Source organism: Paraburkholderia phenazinium (assembly GCF_900141745.1).
Taxonomy (GTDB): domain Bacteria; phylum Pseudomonadota; class Gammaproteobacteria; order Burkholderiales; family Burkholderiaceae; genus Paraburkholderia; species Paraburkholderia phenazinium_B.
Map to the genome: position 1 here is coordinate 2,123,616 of NZ_FSRM01000001.1, position 17,945 is coordinate 2,141,560.

A 17,945-nucleotide genomic window follows, 5' to 3' on the forward strand; every position below is an offset into this window, starting at 1 on the left:
GTTGTATGTGGTCGCAGCGAGAGCAAAAATGATGCGCAAATACAACGACAACAACGGGAGTCTGAAGGCGCGTGTGTGCGTGCGCCTCGACTGCGCGCTGCACATAACAGGAGGCGGTGTAGCGTGTTTTACGTCCGCGATGGCTGCGGGATGGACGAACCGAACTCCGACGCCGCGAGAAGTTCTGGGCCGCCGAGCATGCTGTGGAGCATCGGATTGAAATGCCCGATCAGATGATGAATGAACGTGCGCGTCCTGGCCGAGAAATAACGGCGGCTTGGGTAGGCGACGCTGACCTCGATCTGTGGCAGATGGTAATCGGTGAGTAGCGGTACGAGCCTGCCACGCATGATGTCCTGCTCGATCAGATAGCTGGGCAGCACCGCGATGCCCATCCCGACCAGCGCGAACTGCCGCAACATCTCGGTGTTGTTCGCGACAATCGCGTTAGTGGGGCTCACTCTCACCTCGCCGGCCCTGCCTGTAAACGCCCACTCTTCGCCCCAATAATCGGTAGAGAGCGAGAGGCACGGATACTCGAGCAGATGCTCGGGATGCGTCGGCGTGCCGTGCCTTTGAAGATACTCGGGCGGCGCGCAGACGGTCATGAAAGCGGTCGTCAACGGCCGCACGACGACGCCAGCGTTACCCGTCTGCCGCGCGACCACGATGCCTGCATCGAAACCGCGTTCAACCAGATCGACGGGGCGGTCCACCAGCGTGATATCCGGCGTGACCCGTGGGTAGCGTGCCGTATAGCCTTGTAGCACAGGCGCAAGCTTGTGCAGGCCGAATACCATCGGCGCCACGATACGCAGGGTCCCAGCAGGTTCGAGGTTGCGCGATGCGACCATCTGCTCGATATCGTCGAGTTCCTCGAGAATCTGCCGTACACGCAGGAGATAGGCGTGACCGGACTCGGTTGGAGACAGGCTGCGGGTGGTGCGATTGAGCAGTCGCGTCCCCAGACGGTCTTCGAGATCGGCGACGTGGCGTGTCGCTACTGCATTGGAGATCCTCAACGCGCTGGCGGCGCGGGCGAAGCCGCCAAGATCTGCCACCTTGACGAAGATTCGCATCGAATCCAGATGATCCACAGGACAACTCCTACCGCTGGCGAAACCCGGCGAACGAAATGAGCCGCACCGTCGCGGCGCGGCATGGCTCGCATCAACTATTCTTCAAACTGGCAGATTGTATGGGGTCGTCAATGACGATACTCTGACATCGACATGGCGGCGCCGTCAGCTTTGCAAACGGGGAGAGCTCATATCACCATCGCACGCTCTCGTGGTAGTACTCGTCCTGTTCGGATACGGCCTCGTCTCGCGCGACCGGTTGAGGAAGCGATGTTGTGTTCAACGTTCGCACGGGGTTTGCAACCTCGATGATGGCCGGTGTGGGGCAATGCCGATCGATCCATTTGCGCGCCCAATCGATCGCGTAGTGCTGCGCGTCCTCGGCGTTGGCCAGGCGCGGGCCGACCAGACCCGAGCGCGCGACGCGCCGCCCGTTCTTCACGATTTCCGCCCAGCCGCGAAACGAGGCTTCCTCAAGCCGGTCGACAGCGGCATAGATGACGTAACCTCGTGGGTCGCTGACCTGTGCGCCGTGTGAATGCAGGCCCATCCATTGCGAGTATTCCGTGCGTGGCAGTCGCGGCTTCTGGCGCGCCGGTTGCGCAGCCACGCTGGATTCGTTCGCCGGAACATTTTGGCGTCCTGATAGCTGACGTGTGATCTCGGAGAACGGGGTCGCCGCGCATGCCCTGTCCACGACGCCAGACGAAGTTTGCCAGGCATCCGCGCTTTTCCATAGCACCTGGGGTCCGCCGTCCTCGCGAAGAAAGCGCGGCGGGTGCGGTAACGCGCGCACAATCTCATTGGACGACGGCGTGGGGACATAGGTGAACGTTCGCCCATGTTTCGACAGCAAAGTTACCATCGCGAGGAGCGTGCCGTTCAAACGCCACTCTTCGAACCGGCACCGGCATGTCGGGCCGGACGGATAACCGCAGGGAAGGCGCGACCACGACTCACCGGTAGTCATTACCCACAGAACAGCATTGACCACGACGCGCAGTTTTGCACGAGGCCGTCCGCGACGGGGCGGGTGCTCGGCACTCTGGTCGGAAATCATGGGCTGCAGGAGTGCCCACTCGTCATTGCTTAGCTCATCGAAATACATGTGCTTCTCCACGTCGCCATAGCTGCTTTGCAGCTGGAGCGTCACGAATGCGTGATCGACGATTCGTGCTGGGTCCAAGGGTTGCACACTGATCGTAAGCGCCAGACCTTTTTGGTCCAAGTCGGGCAATACGAAGAATTTCCCGGCATTTATGCCGATTTTGATGTCAGGAAATTCCTAATGCAGCCTGTCTGCGGAGCAGTCGGCCTGCGGCCATGGCGTCCACGCCAGCCGGGGATTCGACTGTCGATTGATCTGACAATAACGCTTCGAGCCGTGCCGTCGTGCCAGCAGCAAACCAGGCGAGGCACGACGAAGGCGTCAGCCGTGGCCCGTGGACTATGGCGCGAATATTGGCGGCATTCCGGCAAACCGTAAAATGGGCGGAGTGGAGTCATATTTAAGGGGAGCATGTCCGTAGTACATTACGGGGCTTATAAAGGTGAGACGCCGTGGACCGACCCGTCAAACGTAGAGCAGCGCTACTCGCGTTGGCGAACGCCAGCCTGCTATGCATGGCCGGTCCCGCTTTCGCATCCGGCCCGGCGCCCCGCGTGGTCTTTCTCAATCCTGGCGAAGCCGTCGAACGCGGCACCGGACAGCAGTGGCAACTCGTTTCCCGCTTCATGCGGGTGGCCGCCAAAACCTTCGGTATGCAGCTGGAGGTCCTGTACGCCGAACGCGATCACCTGTTGATGGTGCGTCAGGCGAGAGAGGTCGCAGCGCGCGCCGACGCCCCCGACTATGTGGTCATCGTCAACGAGAAGATGGCCGCCGCTCAGATGCTGACCGCGCTGGCAGGTTCGCGAGCCAAGGTCCTGCTGATCCACAATGACCTCACTCCGGGCCAGCGCCGGGCGATCGGCAATGAACGGGAAGACATCGCCAACTGGATCGGCACAGCGACGGCGAACGCAGCGCAAGCGGGTTATCGCCTGATGCAATACCTTTATCAGCGCGTGAGTCCGGCCGGCGCGCAGGTGATCGGCATCACGGGGGATCCCAACACGCCGGTGTCGCTCGAGCGTGCCCAGGGCGTCGATGCGTTCCTGTCCCGCGAGCAGGACGCGCACACCTGCCAACTGGTGTTCGGCGACTGGAGCTATGCCGATAGCGCGCAAAAAGCCCGCGTATTGCTGGCGCGCTATCCGCAGGCCAACCTGATCTGGGCCGCCAACGACGCGATGGCGCTCGGCGCCATGAGCGCAGTCACAGAGCGGCATGCGCATGTTCTGGTGGGCGGCATGGGGGCGTTGCAGGAAGCCTTGCAGAGTATCGTCGACGGCGGGCTGGCCGCGATGGTGGCAGGCGACTATTTCATCGGGGCATGGGCGATGGTGTTGCTCTACGACTATCATCACGGCAAGGACTTTGCCGCGTCCGGAGGCGTGCGCCAGAAGCTCGACTTCCTGCGCGTGATCCACCGCGCGAACGCTGCGCAATACTATGACGCCGTGTTCGCTCATGGACAGTCGCTGAACTTCGGCGTGTACTCGAAGTGCCTCTACCCAAGCCCGGGTCCTTACGACTTCGGCCTGCAACGGCTCCTGACTACCGTCCCGACACTCTCGTGATGCACCTTTCTCCGCGCCATGCGCTGCATTCGCTGGGCCTGCACGCCAAGCTGATGCTCGCGCTTGCGGTTCTCGTCGCGATCGTCGCGGGCAGCTCGGCTTATGTCGTGGCCCAGCACGAACGGGACCGGCGCGAAAGCGCACTGGAACAACGTGCCTCGCGGGTTGCGGATCTGCTTAGCCGTTCGCTGGCGCAGCCGTTGTGGAACGTCGACCGCGCGGCTATCGACGAGCAGCTTCAGGCGCTTGCGCCCAACCCCGAGCTCGTCGAATACACCGTCACGGCGACGAATTACGGTGTCGTGTCCACGGTGAAGGGGCCGTCGGCGAACGAACGCGCCGATACCGTGGTACGGGTCCGGCCAATCGAATTCACCCCGCCTGGCGATGCGCCGCGCGAGCAGATCGGCGAGGTGCGGCTGGTCTACACGCGAGCGTTGGCCGAGCAGGCCATCGGCGCGGCGCGCCGGTCGATCCTCTGGACGGTGGCGGCCATCGTCGCCGCGCTCTATATCGTCACGTTCGTGCTGCTCAAGCGCATGGTACGCGGGCCGATCAATCGTCTCGAAGAGATGGTCGATCGCATCGCCGGCGGCGACCTGCTGGCGCGCTGCGTGGTGGAATCCGGCGACGAGCTGGGGCGGCTCGCCACACGGGTGAACTCGATGGCGGAACGGCTGCGCCAGTCCACCACCTTGCTGCGCGAAAACGAGCGCAAGTACCGCAGCATTGTCGAAAATGCGCTTGAGGGCATCTTCCTGCTCGAGCGCAGCGGCAGGCTCACCGAAGCTAACCCCGCCATGGCGCAGCTGCTCGGATACCGCAGCCCGAACGAACTGATGGCGGCAGGCGCGGCTGCCTTGTACGGACTGCCGTTCGATGCAGCGCAAACTCGCACGCTGTTCGAGGTGCTGCGCGCCGAGGGCGAGATCGTCGGCTTCGAACTGCGCCTGATGCGTCTGGATGGCGTCCCGATCTGGGTAGAACTGAACGCGCGCGGTGTCAGCGTCGAGGGGAGCGAGCCGGCCGTTCTGGAGGGCTTGATGAGCGATGTGACGGCCCGCAGGCACGTCGTCGAAAACCTGCAGCAGCATCGCGACCAGCTTGAGCGCGAAGTGGCCGAGCGCAAGCGGACCGAGGCTGAACTGCGGGTGTCGCGCGAGCGCTTGCGGCAGCTTTCCGCGCATCTGGAAGCGATCCGCGAGGAAGAGCGCAAGCGTATTGCCATGGAGATTCACGACGATCTCGGTCAGTTGCTCACGGCCTTGAAAATGGATGTATCGCTGCTGCGAATGCATCTCGCGGACGATTCAGCTGCCCTTCGCAAGGCTGATGGCATGCGCGAGCTGGTCGAAAAAACCATTGGCATTGTGCGCAGTGTGGCAAGCCATCTGCGTCCTGCCGCGCTCAATTTCGGTCTCGCCTCGGCGCTGGAGTGGCTGGCCCACGACTTCACGCGCTATGCGCAGATTCCTTGCCACTTCCACCTCGAGGGCCCGGAACCGCATCTTCCGGATCCCTCTGCGACGGCCATCTTTCGCATCGTGCAGGAGTCCTTGACCAACGTTGCCCGTCACGCGAAGGCCTCGCGCGTCGACGTGACGTTGCGCAATGTCGACAGCGCGATCGAACTGACGATACGTGACGACGGGCAAGGTTTCGACGTTGCGGCTGCTCGCGAAGGTTATTCATACGGGTTGCTGGGCATGACCGAACGGGCCCGCCTGATCGACGCCGAGCTGCATGTCGAAAGCACGGCCTCAGCCGGCTGTGTGATTCGCCTCTACGTGGGGGAGAGAACCGTCGTTCCGTCTGGCTGAGGGGCCTCGAGCGGGGGCAACACGCTTGGAGCCGGGTGATCTAAAAAACAGATCACGATATTATGTCGTGACTTCCTTGGCTCGCGCGCTGTGCTTAGGATCGCTCCGAGTGGTCGATGTTTCGCAACTCAACCAGACCGATACCCAAAACGCGGAGACCTGATGTTCCGGCTCAACCCCTTCCCGCAAGCGTGCGTGCCCGATGCGTCGCCAAGCCCCGATCTCACGCCTGCCTGCCGTGGGCAGATCTTCGCGGAGTGCCGTTTGTGACCGATCGCGGGATGCGTTTCTGCCGCTGTTTGCTCCAGACAGCCGTGCTGCTGGCGAGCTGTGTCATAACTTCATTTGCGTCGGCGTCTTCTTCGTCTACTGAGACTGTGTCGAGCGAGGCGACAGGCCAGCCGCCAGCCCAGACGGTCACGCACGAGATCAGGGTTGCCGAGGGCGAGGACACACCCACCTCGATGCCCGGCAACGTGGCGCGTAACACCGCCACCGACAATATTCTCGGCAACGTGGTCGAATCGCTGGTCGCACTGCGTGCCGATCTGAGCGTGGCGCCGATGCTCGCGGACAGCTGGGACATTTCGCCAGACGGCAAGACCTACACGTTTCATCTACGGCATGGCGTGCTGTTTCATAACGGCGCGCCGGTGACCTCCGCCGAGGTCAAATGGAGTTTCGGGTTCCTGATGAAACGCAGTTCGGGCTTCGAGTGCCGCAGCGTGTTCGACGGTGCCCGCGGCGTGAAAGTCGTGGCGGTAACGACTCCCGATCCCGAGACCGTCGTGTTCGAACTGGACCGCCCCTACGCGCTCTTCCTGAAGCAGATGGTCGACCCGCGCTGTCCGTTGGCGGTGCTGCATCCGTCTAGCGTCGACAGTGACGGCAAATGGTTGAAGCCGGTTGCCACCGGTCCCTATGTCTTCGCCGACTGGAAGCACGGCCAGTACGTGCTGCTCAAGCGGTTCCCGCAATACCGCCCGCGTACCGAGCCATCCAGCGGAGGCGCGGGCACCAAGATCGCGTACGCGGACGTGCGTTTCGTCGTGATTCCCGATGAGGCCGCGCAGAAGTCCGCGCTGGCCGCCGGTCAGATCGACGCCATGACGATCGACGAAAACAATTTGTTGCCGCCCGATCCGCGCTGGCATCTCGTCGAAGGGCCGAGCGCCGATCCTGCCGTGCTGCTGATGCAGAACCGCGACCCGTTGCTCGCGGATGTGCGTATGCGTCGCGCCATTGCCCTCGCGCTCGATCTGCCCGGCATCGTCAATGCGGTCACGGATGGGCACGGGCACTACAACCCGTCGCTGATTCCCGATGCCAACAAACTGTACTCGACGATCGACGCGACCGGTTATACGAAGAACCTGCCGGAGGTCAAACGTCTGCTGGCGCAGGCGGGCTACCACGGTCAGACGCTGAAGCTGGAAACGAGCCGTCGCTTCGAACATATGTACACGCTGGCGGTTTACGTGCAGTCGCTGCTGACGAAGGCGGGGATCCGCACCGAGCTCGATGTCGTCGAATGGAGCAAGCAGGTCAGCGACTTCCGCGCGGGCCGGTTTCAGCTGATGTCCTTCGCCTATTCCGCACGCATTGATCCCGCGCTGATGTTCGGCGACGTGCTCGGCGACAAGTCGAAGACGCCGATGGCGCAGTGGGAGAACCCCGCCGCTCTGGCGCTGCTGCACAGCCTGCAAGGCGTCAGCGACGAAACGGCGCGCAAGCAGGCCTTCGACCGTCTGCACCAGATGATGATTGCCGACGTACCGCTGCTTGGCATGTACAACACACCCGATCTGATTCTGGTCAGCAGCCGTCTGCACGGTTTGACGTCGTGGCCGATGCGGCGCATGCGCTTTTACAATGTGAGCAAGGACTAGGTAACGCGATGCTCTCCTACATGATCAAACGCATCGCCATGGCGGTGCCGACCGTGCTGATCGTGACGCTGCTCGTGTTCGGCATGATGAGGGCGATTCCCGGCGATCCGGCTTCGCTGATGCTCGGCGATGTCAACGATCCGGCGCTGCTCGCGCAATTGCGTCATCAGTTTGGGCTGGATCGTTCGGTTCCCGAACAGTTTGTGTTGTGGGTGACGCATCTGGCGCATGGCGACCTGGGTATGTCGATCGTGCGGCACCAACCTGTGGCTGAACTGATCCGCACCACCTTCCCGGTGACCGCCGAGATCGTGCTGTCCGCCACGCTCCTCGCCAGCCTGATTGCTATTCCCGCGGGACTGTTTGCTGCGTGGTCGCAAAACCGCCGGGCCGATCCGGCGATTGTGCTGACCAGCATCCTGCTCGTGTCGCTGCCAAGCTTCTGGGTGGGCATCCTGCTGATGTGGCTGTTCGGTGTGAAGCTGCAATGGCTGCCTACGTTTGGCTTCGAATCGTTTAGCGAGGTGGGGTGGGGTACGGTGCGCTATCTGGTGCTGCCGGTGATCGCGGTCGCGCTCGGCGAAATCGCCGTGCTGACGCGGATGATGCGGGCGAGCAGTCTCGAAGTGCTGCGGCTCGAATACATCTCGCATGCGCGTGCGAAAGGCTTGTCGGAGCCACGCGTGCTGTTGCGGCATGCGTTGCCGAATGCATTCGGTCCCGCGCTGACGGTAGTCGGGCTGATTCTCGGCCATCTGCTGGCGGGCGGGGCGGTGATCGAGACGGTGTTCACGCTGCCGGGCATGGGACGTCTGCTGGTCGAGAGCATCTATGCGCGCGATTACCCGGTAGTGCAGGCCTGCCTGCTGGTAATTGCGTTGCTGTATGTGCTCGTCAATCTGGTTGTCGATCTGCTGTATCCGGTTTTCGATCCGCGGATGAAGCTTTAAATGAAACTGCGCTCCTTCAAACGCTTCAATCTGGCGATCGGCGCAGTGCTGGTCGGGCTGCTGGTCGTGACCGCTCTGCTGGGTCTTGTCTACACGCCCTATGATCCGACGGATGTCGATCTGGTCACGCGCTATGCGGCGCCCGGCATCCACCATTGGCTCGGTACGGATGAGTTCGGCCGCGATGTGCTCTCGCGCATCATGGCCGGCGCAGCGGTCAGCCTGACCGTCAGCATCGGCTCGGTGCTGTTCGCGCTCGCGCTCGGGACCGCACTGGGCACCGTGTCCGGTTATGTAGGAGGCTGGCTGGATCGTCTGGTGCTCGTGCTGGTCGATGCGCTGATGGCGTTTCCTGGCCTGCTGCTGGCGCTCGGCATCATGACCGTGCTTGGGCCCTCCAAATGGTCGGTGGTGCTGGCGCTCGGCCTTGCGTACACGCCCTCGGTGACACGGCTCGCCCGCGGTGGCACGCTGTCGTTGCGCAGCCGCGATTTCGTGGTCGCTTCGCAAGCGATGGGCAACGGCGGGGTGTGGACACTCTGCCGTCATGTGCTGCCGAACTGTGTCGCCCCCTTGCTGATTTTCTCGACTTCGCTATTCGGGTCCGCGTTGCTGGCCGAAAGCGCGCTGAGCTTTCTGGGACTCGGCGTACCGCCGCCCGCGCCGACCTGGGGCGGCATGCTCGCCGATAGCCGCAACGCCATCGACCGCGCAATCTGGCTGGCGATTTTCCCCGGCATGTCGATTTCGCTCGCGCTGCTCGGCATCAACATGCTGGGCGACGCGGTACGCGACCTGCTCGATCCGCGCATGAACGGAGGAGCCAAATGACGACGCGCCACTCTGCCTCTGCGATGGAGTCCCTGGCGGCTTCCGGTTCGGTGCGAGCAGCCGCGGGATCGGCTCATCAACCGCTCCTCAGCGTGCGCGATCTGACGCTGGGATTTCGTGGTCCTGACGATAAGGCGAAGCCGGTCGTGCACGGCGTCAGCTTCGATCTCGATGCGGGCCGTTCACTGGCTGTGGTCGGGGAGTCCGGCAGCGGCAAGACGCTGATCGGCAAGACCTTGCTCGGCCTGCTGCCGGATGCCGCGCAGATCATGGGGGGCCACGTGAGTTTCGCGGGTCAGCCGCTGCTTGAACAGACGCCGGCCCAGTGGCGAAGCACGCGCGGTATCGGTATCGGCATGGTGTTTCAGGAGCCGATGGTCTCGCTGAATCCGGCGTTCCGGATCGGCGAGCAGTTGACCGAGGCGCTCGTGCGACGCCGCAACGTGCCGCGCGCGCAAGCGTGGACACAGGCCGTCGCTATGCTCGAACGCGTGCGCGTGCGCGATCCGCAAGGCTGCATGAAGCGTTATCCGCATGAGTTCTCAGGCGGGATGCGCCAGCGCATCATGCTGGCTGCCGTGATGTTGCTGCGCCCCAAACTGCTGATCGCGGACGAACCGACCACCGCGCTCGACTGCGTGGTCCAGAAGGAAGTCCTCGATCTGATGACGGAGTTGACCCGCGAGGAAGGTACCGCGCTGATCTTCATCAGCCACAATCTCGCGCTGGTGGCGGCTTACACGGAGCAGGTGCTGGTTATGCGTGCGGGTGTCGCCGTCGAAACCGGGCCGGCCGACCAGGTATTATCGCGACCGTCGCACGATTACACGCTGGCCTTGCTCGATGCGTTGCCGCGACGTTTGCCTCCGGTTGACGTGGCGTTGCGCGATTCCGCGCTTGCTGAAACCGCGCCGGCTGCTGCTGCGGCTCCTGCACCCATCCTCGAAGTGCGCGACGTCGCTATCGACTATTCGACCGCGCGCAGCGGCTTCGCGGCCTGGTTTGGCGGCAAGCGTAGCGTACGGGCTGTCCATCGCACCTCGTTCAGCGTTGGGCCCGGCGAGACGCTGGCGATCGTCGGCGAGTCGGGCAGCGGCAAGACGAGTCTCACCAAGGCCGTGCTCGGCCTGGTCACACCGGCAGAGGGTGATGTGCTGCTGAACGGCGAGCAGTTTCTCGACGCCGGTGCGAAGCGTCTGCAGGCTGCCCGTCGGGCGATCCAGATCGTCTTTCAGGATCCCTATTCGTCGCTCGATCCGCGCATGCGGGTCGGCTCGCTGGTGGCTGAAGGATTAAGGGCCGACCATAGTCTCGATGCAGCGCAACGTGCGGAGCGCGTCGCCACCGCGCTGGCGGATGTGGGTCTCTCCGATCATGCGCGGCGCTTCGTGCACGAGTTGTCCGGGGGACAGCGTCAGCGCGTGGCGATTGCACGGGCGCTTGCGAGCCGTCCCGCAGTCATCATTGCCGATGAACCTGTTTCGGCGCTCGACGTCACCGTGCAGAAGCAGGTGCTCGATATGCTCGTCGCGCTACAGGCACGGTACGGCTTCGCCTGTTTGCTGATTTCGCATGACCTCGGTGTGGTCGAACAGATCGCCGACCGCGTGCTGGTGATGCTGCGCGGACATCTGGTCGAAGAAGGCACGCGTGACGCGGTCTTCGACGACCCCTGCCATCCGTACACGCGCCGCCTGCTGCAAGCCGTGCCTGAGTTGCGCGGCAACCGCACGGATGGCTTCAAGGTGCTGTCGCGCGAGGTGCCTGCGCCGCGTCTTGCCGACGATCGCTATTTCGATCCCGACAGGCCGGAGAAAGGCGCGCCGCTTCTCACTCAGGTGGGGCAAGGTAATGCAGGGCATCGAGTCGCGCTATACGCGGGCACCTGAACGCAGCGCTAGGCGTTGCGAAATGAACGAGGCAAAGCAACGAAGCAAAAGCGGCACAAAACAACGTGCCAGCCAACGCGACAAAAAGAGGTGCCCAGCGGCACCTCTTTCGAGAAAGTAGCTTGAATGAAGCGTCAGAAGCGATGTCGAATGCCGACGACGACGGCCGCCTGCTTGTCGGTCGACGAGTTCGACAGATTGGTAATCGCCGCCACCGCCTGTTTGCCGGTCGAATCTTCGCCACTCGCGTGTTCGTAGATCCCGACCACATACAGGTCGGTGCGTTTCGACAGGAAGTAGTTCGCGCCGAGGTTCACCTGGTTGTACGTAGCACCGGAGATGCTGCCGACCGAATCGCCACGGGTATAGGTGTAGGCCACGCCAAGCTGCAGGGCAGGGGTCACGAGATAGGCGAAGTTCAGTTCGCCGATATTGAAGCTTGCGGTGCCGGTCAGATGTTCTGGGTTCAGCCCAGCGCCCGCTTCGCTGCCGAGGTTCTGGAAGGCCACGTTGCTGTAGGTCCCGCCGATCGTCGCATTGCCGATGCGGTATGCGGCGCCCGCTGCGATCACCTGCCACGCGCCGGCCGAGGCGAAGCCGCTGTACACCGGGCTTGACATATTGAGGGCGCTGGTCGAAGTCGAGGAGTTGGCGTTCGGGTTGGTGCCGAACACGGAGTAGTTCGGATCCTTGGCCTTTTCATAGACGAGGCCAAGGCTGAGCGAGCCATTGTGATATCCGGCGCCTACGCCGAAGAGCTGGTCCTCGGTGAAATCGCCTGCCTTGCCGCCGAGGCTGTACATGCCGCCGAAGGTGATACCGCCATAGTTCTGGCTCGCGAACTTGATCGAGTTGTTGATGCGGTAGGAGTTGTCGAAGTTGTCCATGTCGCCCGGGTGTGCGCCGTAGATGCTGCCCCATTCGGTGGCGGTCACGAGCTCTTCGGCATTGCCCGATTCGAAGCTGCCGACGTAGTCGCCGAGCGGGTCGTACTGGCGGCCGAGGGTGACGGTACCATAGGGACTCGACAGGCCGACGTAGGCCTTGCGTCCGAACAGATCGCCGCCCTGGCCGAGCGTGCCGTTGTTGATGGCGAAGCCGCCTTCGAGGCGGAAGATCGCGGCGAGGCCGCCGCCGAGATCTTCTGTGCCGCGCAGGCCCCAACGGTCGCCCTGCAGGTTGCCGGAGGCCAGCGAGTACTGCTGGGAGCCTTTGGCATTCGAGTTGAACGCGATACCAGTGTCGAGCAGCCCGTAAAGCGTCACGCTGCTTTGCGCATGCGCAACGCTGGAGAACGCGGCGAGTGCGGCGATCATGGGTATGGTCTTTTTCATCGTATTTGTCCTCGGCGGAGCCGGATGCAAGTGGTGTGAACTCAGGTAAACAGCAGTGCAGCGAGACCTGCGCTTAAGCACGGGTTGCGGCAAATCCTATGTGGCTATTTTTTGACCCGGAAGACCGATCCTTGGCATCGCGATCTAATCGGAAGATCACAAGAGAGACCCGCATTTGCAGCGTGTCGAAGACGTGCTAGTCACGTGCCAAAGAGTTGCTAAGGACCTTTAAGAAATGCAATCGAATAAGGTGATCACATGACGTTGAGCCAGCTCAGAGTGTTTTGCGCAGTGGTCGAGCAGGGCAGTTTCCGGGCCGCGTCGCGCTCGCTCGATATCGCGCAGAGCGCATTGACCCACGCGATCCAGAGTCTCGAAGCGGAACTGGCCGTGCCGCTGCTGACGCGCTCGCACCTAGGCATCAGCCTCACACCGTTCGGGGAGAAGTTGCTGGCCCGTGCGTCGTCGATCCTCAAGGATTGCGAGCGCATCGATCAGGACATGCGTGAACTGGAGGGCGAACCGTCGGGACGCATCGCCGTGGGCCTGACCTCCGAACCGCTTGCCGAGTTGCTGGTGCCGGTGGTCACGCGCTTCATGTCGTCGTTCCCGCGTGTGCTCGTGCATCTGTCGAGCGGGTCGTCGCAAATGCTGATTGAACGGATTCGCGATGGACGCCTCGATTTCGCGCTGTGTCCGCTTGCGCCGGAGTTCGACGACGTGGATCTGCATATCGACCGGCTTTATCGCTCCGCGCCGGCGATCCTGGCGCGCGCCGGTCACCCAATGGCTCGCGCCACGTCGATTGCCGAACTGACCGATTGCGAATGGGTGGGCTTCAAGCGCGAGGGCGTTGTCGGCATTGCGGCGAATCGTCTGGTGGGCATGTTCGCGGCAAATGGCTTGGGCATGCCCAAGATCGTCATTACCGCGGAGACCCTGCTCGAATCGCTGTTCCTGGTGTGCGAAACGGACTATCTGACCATGGACCCGGGCGTGCTCGCCGACTACAAGCTGTTCTCGGGATCGCTCATCCGGGTGCCGATTCGCGAGACCTTCCAGCCGCGCGATATCAGCCTGATCCGGCGCAGCAATTCTCCGCTGACGGGGATCGCGCACGAGTTATCGAGCATGCTGGTTTCGTATGCGCGTCTAAAGCGCGGCGTGTCGCGTAACAGCGAGTCCTGAACCGCCTGGCAGACGGATTCAGGGCGATTTCGGGGGTGATCTGATCTATCGATCACGATAACCCCGACCAGGCTTCTGCAGGCCTGTTGCGACGCGTAGCATCATGTCCATGCTTCGACGTGTCCGGTTTATCCGGCTTCTCCGGCTCATCAGGCGTCTTTGCCGCAACGCCGCACTTGGGGCATCAGCCGGTATGAGTCACGAGCGTCGCAGCCTGTCGATGAACCACAGGACAATTTTCTAAATGCACAGCGCTAAACACCGCCTGCTTGCTGCCTCGGACGGCACCGCGCATCAGCTGGTTTCGCATCATTTCGGCGACCAGACTTACGGCAAGAAGATCTATATCCAGGCTGGCCTGCACGCCGATGAAATACCGGGCATGCTGGTCGCGCTGACCCTCCAGGAGGAGCTTCAGCAACTGGAGAAAGAGGGCCGCCTGCGCTGCGAAGTCGTGCTGGTCAGCACGGCCAATCCGATCGGCCTCGCGCAGGTCGTGCTCGGCTATCCGATCGGGCGGTTCGATCTGGCGAGCGGCCGAAACTTCAATCGGGGTTTCCCGCTTCTCGCAGGGAAAATCGCTGAAGCGGTCGAAGGAGAACTGGGCGGCGACGCAAAGAAAAACGTCGCGACGATTCGCCGGGCCTGGCGTGATCTGTTGCTCGCGCAACAGCCTCGCCAGACCTTCGACGACCTGCAGCGCGCGTTGATGCTGCTATCGCTGGATGCAGACATCATTCTCGATCTGCATTGCTCGCGGGAAGCAGCGCTGCATCTCTACACGGGTGAGGCCCTCTGGCAGCAGGCGGAGCCGCTGGCCCGCTATCTTGGCGCGAGCGCTTCGCTGCTGGCCGTCGACTCGGGTGGTCAATCGTTCGATGAGGCGCACAGCTTCACATGGTGGCAACTGCAGCAACGTTTTAATGAACGCTTTCCGATCGCGCATGGAAGCACGGCGATTACGGTCGAGCATCGCGGTCAGCGCGACGTCAACGACGAACTGGCCCGGAAGGATGCGGCGGCGATTCTCGATTACCTGACCTGGTACGGCGCGATCGAAGCGCAAGTCAAACCGCTGCCGCCGCTTGCTTACCCCGCAACGCCGCTGGCCGGCAGCGAACAGTTTTATGCGCCGGTCACGGGCATCCTGCTGCACTGCGTGGAGCCCGGTGCGCGCGTCAGCGCCGGTCAGCAGATGTTCGTGATCGTCGATACGACGGACGGTACGCGCACCGCAATCTGCAGCCGTACCGCCGGCATCCTTTATATGCGAAGAGACGTCCGCTATGTGCGGCAGGGCGATCCGCTCGGGCGCGTGTCGGGCGAGGAAGTGATCCGCTCCGGCTATCTGCTGAGCGCATGAGGTTCTTCGAACGTTGATGAGAGTGAACACAAAATGACGAGATATATTGACGTAAGCGATGTTCGCAAGCTGGTGACGTCGATCGGCGCGGAAGCGTTCATCACGACGATGGCGGACTATATCCGCGCGGATTATCTGCGCTGGAACGAGTTCGAGAAATCGGCGCGGGTGGCTAACCATGTCCCGGGCGGAGTGATTGAACTGATGCCGACTTCGGACAGCACGCTCTATGGATTCAAGTATGTCAACGGGCACCCGAAGAATACCCACGTCAATATGCTGACGGTGATGGCATTCGGCGTGCTGGCGGAGGTCGAGTCCGGTTTTCCGGTGCTATTGAGCGAATTCACGATCATGACCGCATTGCGCACCGCCGCGACGTCCGCGTTGGTCGCCAAGGCACTCGCGCGGCCTGCGTCAAGATCGATGGCGTTGATCGGCAACGGTGCGCAAAGTGAATTCCAGGTGCTGGCGTTCAAGGCGATGCTTGGCGTGAGCGAAGTTCGCGCGTTCGATATCGACCCCGCGGCAACCGACAAACTGATCCATAACCTGTCTGGTCTGAAAGACCTCAAGATCATCCGCGCGGCGAGTGCGGCCGAGGCCGTGCGCGGCGCGGATATCGTCACGACGGTAACAGCGGACAAGACCAACGCAACGATCCTGACACCGGACATGATCGAACCGGGTATGCATATCAATGCGGTTGGCGGCGATTGTCCCGGCAAGACGGAACTGCACGCCGACGTGTTGAGAGGCGCCCGGGTGATCGTGGAGTTCGAGCCGCAGACGCGAATCGAGGGCGATATCCAGCAGCTCCCTGCCGATTTTCCGGTGGTTGAACTCTGGCGCGTGCTGTCGGGCGAGGTTGCCGGGCGGGAAAGCGATGCGCAAGTGACGGTGTTCGACTCGGTCGGTTTCGCGCTCGAGGATTTCTCGGCGCTGCGCTATCTGCGCGATGTGAGCGATGCCCGCGATATCGGTGAGCAGATCGAACTGATTCCGGCGCCGGCGAATCCCAAGGACCTGTATCAGTTCGTCGTTCCCGTGTCGGCGTCGTACACTACGCAGCGCGAAGTGTTGCACGCGTAACGCGTAGTGTTCGCTCGAAATGTCCCATCGGTGTCCTCGCGATGTTTCAACGGCCCAATGCAATCGGTAGACAAAATGTCAGACTCTCTTCTTGATCGGGGCGTAGCGGCTTCAGCCGGCGCGGGCGATGCCCGTCATGGCGCTCAGCAAGGCGCGTACGCGGATGGCTTGAGCCGCGCAGAGCCATCGACGATGGGCGTGGACGCGGACGCCGTCATTGCATTTCTCGACGCCGTCGAAGCAGCGGAACTCGACTTGCATTCGTTGATGATCCACCGTAACGGCAAAGTGGTGGTGGAGGCATGGCGCTGGCCGTATCGCGCGGACCGGCCGCGTAACCTGCATTCGGTTGCCAAAAGCTTTACCGCTTGCGCGATCGGCCTCGCGCTGGAAGAAAAACGCTTCGGCCTTGACGACAAGGTGGTGTCGTTTTTCCCGGACGCGCTTCCCGCGGTCATGAGCGACCGGCTCGCGGCCCTCACGCTCGAAGACCTGCTCACCATGCGTGTGGGTCACGCCGGCGAGACCTCGGGCGCACAATGGCGCGTGCTGGGAACGAGCTGGATCGAAGCATTCTTCAGGATCCCTATCGTTGAGCAGCCGGGCGGATCGTTCCTGTACACGAGCGCGGCCAGTTATATGTTGTCGGCGGTATTGAGTCGCGTAACGGGACAAACGCTGCACGATTACCTTAAGCCGAGGCTGCTCGAACCTTTGGGCATCACGGGTGAAACGTGGGACATCGGCCCTGATGGCATCAATCCTGGCGGCAACGGACTCACGGCCAAAACCGTCGACCTGCTCAAACTCGGCATCCTGCATGCACAGGGCGGCATCTGGGAAGGCAAGCGGCTGCTTCCGGAGCAGTGGGTGGCGAACGCGACCCGTTCACACGTCGAATCAGGACGGTATGGATACCACTGGTGGACGCGCCCAGACGGTATGTACAGCGCGATCGGAAAATTTGTGCAGATGGCCCTGGTATTTCCCGCGCACGGTGTCACGCTCGCAGTTACCGGTGCGATCAAGGGGAGCGGGAAGCTCATGCCTTATGTGGATCGTTACTTTCCGGCCGCGTTCCGTGAAGTCTTCCGCGATGGTCCCGTTGCGGGTCACGCCGCGGATGCGCGACTCAAGGCACGGCTTGTCGAATGGCAACGGGAAGATGCGCCGGTAGCATGGAAAGCCCCGTACTTGCTCGCTGGTCCGGATGCGCATTCAGGCGGTACTTCGCGTGCTCGTACGGAGAAAATGCGCTTCACGATGCAGCCGAATGCGCAGGGCATGCAGACATTGCAACTGGAGTTCAGCGAGCGCGAATGCACGTTGCGCTTGTCCGATGCGGATGGCGAACATACGATCGTTGCCGGCTTCGGGCGCTGGATTGAAGGCCCCAACGAGATGCCCGGCCGCGATCTGCACCATGGGTATCGCCTGCTGGGCAGCCCGGTGGTGGCACGCGCCTGCTGGCTCGATCCGGCGCGCCTGCAGATGACGTGGATCTTTGCGGAAACGGCCTTCCGCGATACGGTCGTCTGCGAGTTTTCGGGGCGAGAGGTCGTCTTCAAACGTGGAGTGAATATCAACAGCGGCGCGTTGCGTCACGACGATGTCACCGGAACTCTCGACGACCAGGCGCGAGCGAACGGCGTGTAAACGCGTTTCCAAACCGCGCAACCCGGAATTTCCGCGCAATACCACGTCACCGCTTTCAAAGCCACTCTTCGGACCTGGTCGTTTGCCTCAAACGTGCCCGCAAACGATTGCAGCGGAACAAAAGCAAAAAAACTTCACGTTTCGCAAATTCAGGGTTAATCCGATATAAAGC

General features: G+C 62.3%; 12 protein-coding genes and 1 pseudogene. 10 read left to right on the forward strand and 3 right to left on the reverse strand.

Translation table 11 applies throughout. The features are described from left to right. Nucleotides 1-191 precede the first annotated feature (191 nt). A pseudogene (locus tag BUS06_RS09850) lies at nucleotides 192-1,097 on the reverse strand (LysR family transcriptional regulator); the annotation flags it as partial. A 175-nt stretch (nucleotides 1,098-1,272) separates the two neighbouring features. Further along, nucleotides 1,273-2,265 (reverse strand): transposase, encoded by a 993-nt coding sequence (locus BUS06_RS09855; RefSeq protein ID WP_143787486.1) that lies wholly within the window; start codon nucleotides 2,263-2,265, stop codon nucleotides 1,273-1,275. 374 nt (nucleotides 2,266-2,639) lie between these two features. On the opposite strand from BUS06_RS09855, the gene BUS06_RS09860 reads away from it, so the two are divergent. The 6 genes from BUS06_RS09860 (at nucleotide 2,640) to BUS06_RS09885 (ending at nucleotide 11,140) form a co-directional block, all read left to right on the forward strand. Further along, nucleotides 2,640-3,761: an ABC transporter substrate-binding protein gene (locus BUS06_RS09860; protein ID WP_254368803.1), complete on the forward strand. Its 1,122-nt coding sequence runs from the start codon at nucleotides 2,640-2,642 to the stop codon at nucleotides 3,759-3,761. Next, nucleotides 3,761-5,581, forward strand: a complete 1,821-nt coding sequence (locus BUS06_RS09865; protein ID WP_074264100.1) for a sensor histidine kinase — start codon at nucleotides 3,761-3,763, stop codon at nucleotides 5,579-5,581. Before BUS06_RS09860 ends, BUS06_RS09865 begins: the two co-directional genes overlap by 1 nt. Nucleotides 5,582-5,958: 377 nt before the next feature. After that, the gene (locus BUS06_RS09870) at nucleotides 5,959-7,470 is read left to right on the forward strand and encodes an ABC transporter substrate-binding protein (protein ID WP_074264101.1); all 1,512 of its coding nucleotides are present in this window, start codon (nucleotides 5,959-5,961) and stop codon (nucleotides 7,468-7,470) included. Between the two features lie 8 nt (nucleotides 7,471-7,478). Then, the gene (locus BUS06_RS09875) at nucleotides 7,479-8,420 is read left to right on the forward strand and encodes an ABC transporter permease (protein ID WP_074264102.1); all 942 of its coding nucleotides are present in this window, start codon (nucleotides 7,479-7,481) and stop codon (nucleotides 8,418-8,420) included. After that, the gene (locus BUS06_RS09880) at nucleotides 8,421-9,251 is read left to right on the forward strand and encodes an ABC transporter permease (RefSeq protein ID WP_074264103.1); all 831 of its coding nucleotides are present in this window, start codon (nucleotides 8,421-8,423) and stop codon (nucleotides 9,249-9,251) included. Further along, nucleotides 9,248-11,140: a dipeptide ABC transporter ATP-binding protein gene (locus tag BUS06_RS09885; protein ID WP_254368806.1), complete on the forward strand. Its 1,893-nt coding sequence runs from the start codon at nucleotides 9,248-9,250 to the stop codon at nucleotides 11,138-11,140. Before BUS06_RS09880 ends, BUS06_RS09885 begins: the two co-directional genes overlap by 4 nt. A 134-nt stretch (nucleotides 11,141-11,274) precedes the next feature. Here the strand turns inward: BUS06_RS09885 and BUS06_RS09890 are convergent, their stop codons facing one another. Further along, nucleotides 11,275-12,474: a porin gene (locus BUS06_RS09890; protein WP_074264104.1), complete on the reverse strand. Its 1,200-nt coding sequence runs from the start codon at nucleotides 12,472-12,474 to the stop codon at nucleotides 11,275-11,277. Between the two features lie 258 nt (nucleotides 12,475-12,732). Between BUS06_RS09890 and BUS06_RS09895 the strand changes: the two genes are divergently transcribed. The 4 genes from BUS06_RS09895 (at nucleotide 12,733) to BUS06_RS09910 (ending at nucleotide 17,773) form a co-directional block, all read left to right on the forward strand. Beyond that, complete coding sequence (locus BUS06_RS09895; RefSeq protein ID WP_074264105.1) at nucleotides 12,733-13,662, forward strand: LysR family transcriptional regulator; 930 nt, start codon at nucleotides 12,733-12,735, stop codon at nucleotides 13,660-13,662. 244 nt (nucleotides 13,663-13,906) lie between these two features. Further along, the gene (locus BUS06_RS09900; protein WP_074264106.1) at nucleotides 13,907-15,025 is read left to right on the forward strand and encodes a succinylglutamate desuccinylase/aspartoacylase family protein; all 1,119 of its coding nucleotides are present in this window, start codon (nucleotides 13,907-13,909) and stop codon (nucleotides 15,023-15,025) included. Nucleotides 15,026-15,058: 33 nt separating this feature from the next. Continuing rightward, a complete protein-coding gene (locus BUS06_RS09905) occupies nucleotides 15,059-16,117 on the forward strand; it encodes an ornithine cyclodeaminase (RefSeq protein WP_074264107.1) in 1,059 nt (352 codons plus the stop codon). 75 nt (nucleotides 16,118-16,192) lie between these two features. After that, the gene (locus tag BUS06_RS09910; protein ID WP_083611386.1) at nucleotides 16,193-17,773 is read left to right on the forward strand and encodes a serine hydrolase domain-containing protein; all 1,581 of its coding nucleotides are present in this window, start codon (nucleotides 16,193-16,195) and stop codon (nucleotides 17,771-17,773) included. The last annotated feature ends 172 nt before the right edge of the window (nucleotides 17,774-17,945 follow it).

Excerpts from the sequence above, each read along its gene's own strand:
- BUS06_RS09890 (WP_074264104.1), bottom strand. The coding sequence starts at position 12,474 with ATGAAAAAGACCATACCCATGATCGCCGCACTCGCCGCGTTCTCCAGC.
- BUS06_RS09880 (WP_074264103.1), top strand. The coding sequence starts at position 8,421 with ATGAAACTGCGCTCCTTCAAACGCTTCAATCTGGCGATCGGCGCAGTG.
- BUS06_RS09885 (WP_254368806.1), top strand. The coding sequence starts at position 9,248 with ATGACGACGCGCCACTCTGCCTCTGCGATGGAGTCCCTGGCGGCTTCC.
- BUS06_RS09905 (WP_074264107.1), top strand. The coding sequence starts at position 15,059 with ATGACGAGATATATTGACGTAAGCGATGTTCGCAAGCTGGTGACGTCG.
- BUS06_RS09910 (WP_083611386.1), top strand. The coding sequence starts at position 16,193 with ATGTCAGACTCTCTTCTTGATCGGGGCGTAGCGGCTTCAGCCGGCGCG.
- BUS06_RS09900 (WP_074264106.1), top strand. The coding sequence starts at position 13,907 with ATGCACAGCGCTAAACACCGCCTGCTTGCTGCCTCGGACGGCACCGCG.
- BUS06_RS09865 (WP_074264100.1), top strand. The coding sequence starts at position 3,761 with ATGCACCTTTCTCCGCGCCATGCGCTGCATTCGCTGGGCCTGCACGCC.
- BUS06_RS09895 (WP_074264105.1), top strand. The coding sequence starts at position 12,733 with ATGACGTTGAGCCAGCTCAGAGTGTTTTGCGCAGTGGTCGAGCAGGGC.
- BUS06_RS09875 (WP_074264102.1), top strand. The coding sequence starts at position 7,479 with ATGCTCTCCTACATGATCAAACGCATCGCCATGGCGGTGCCGACCGTG.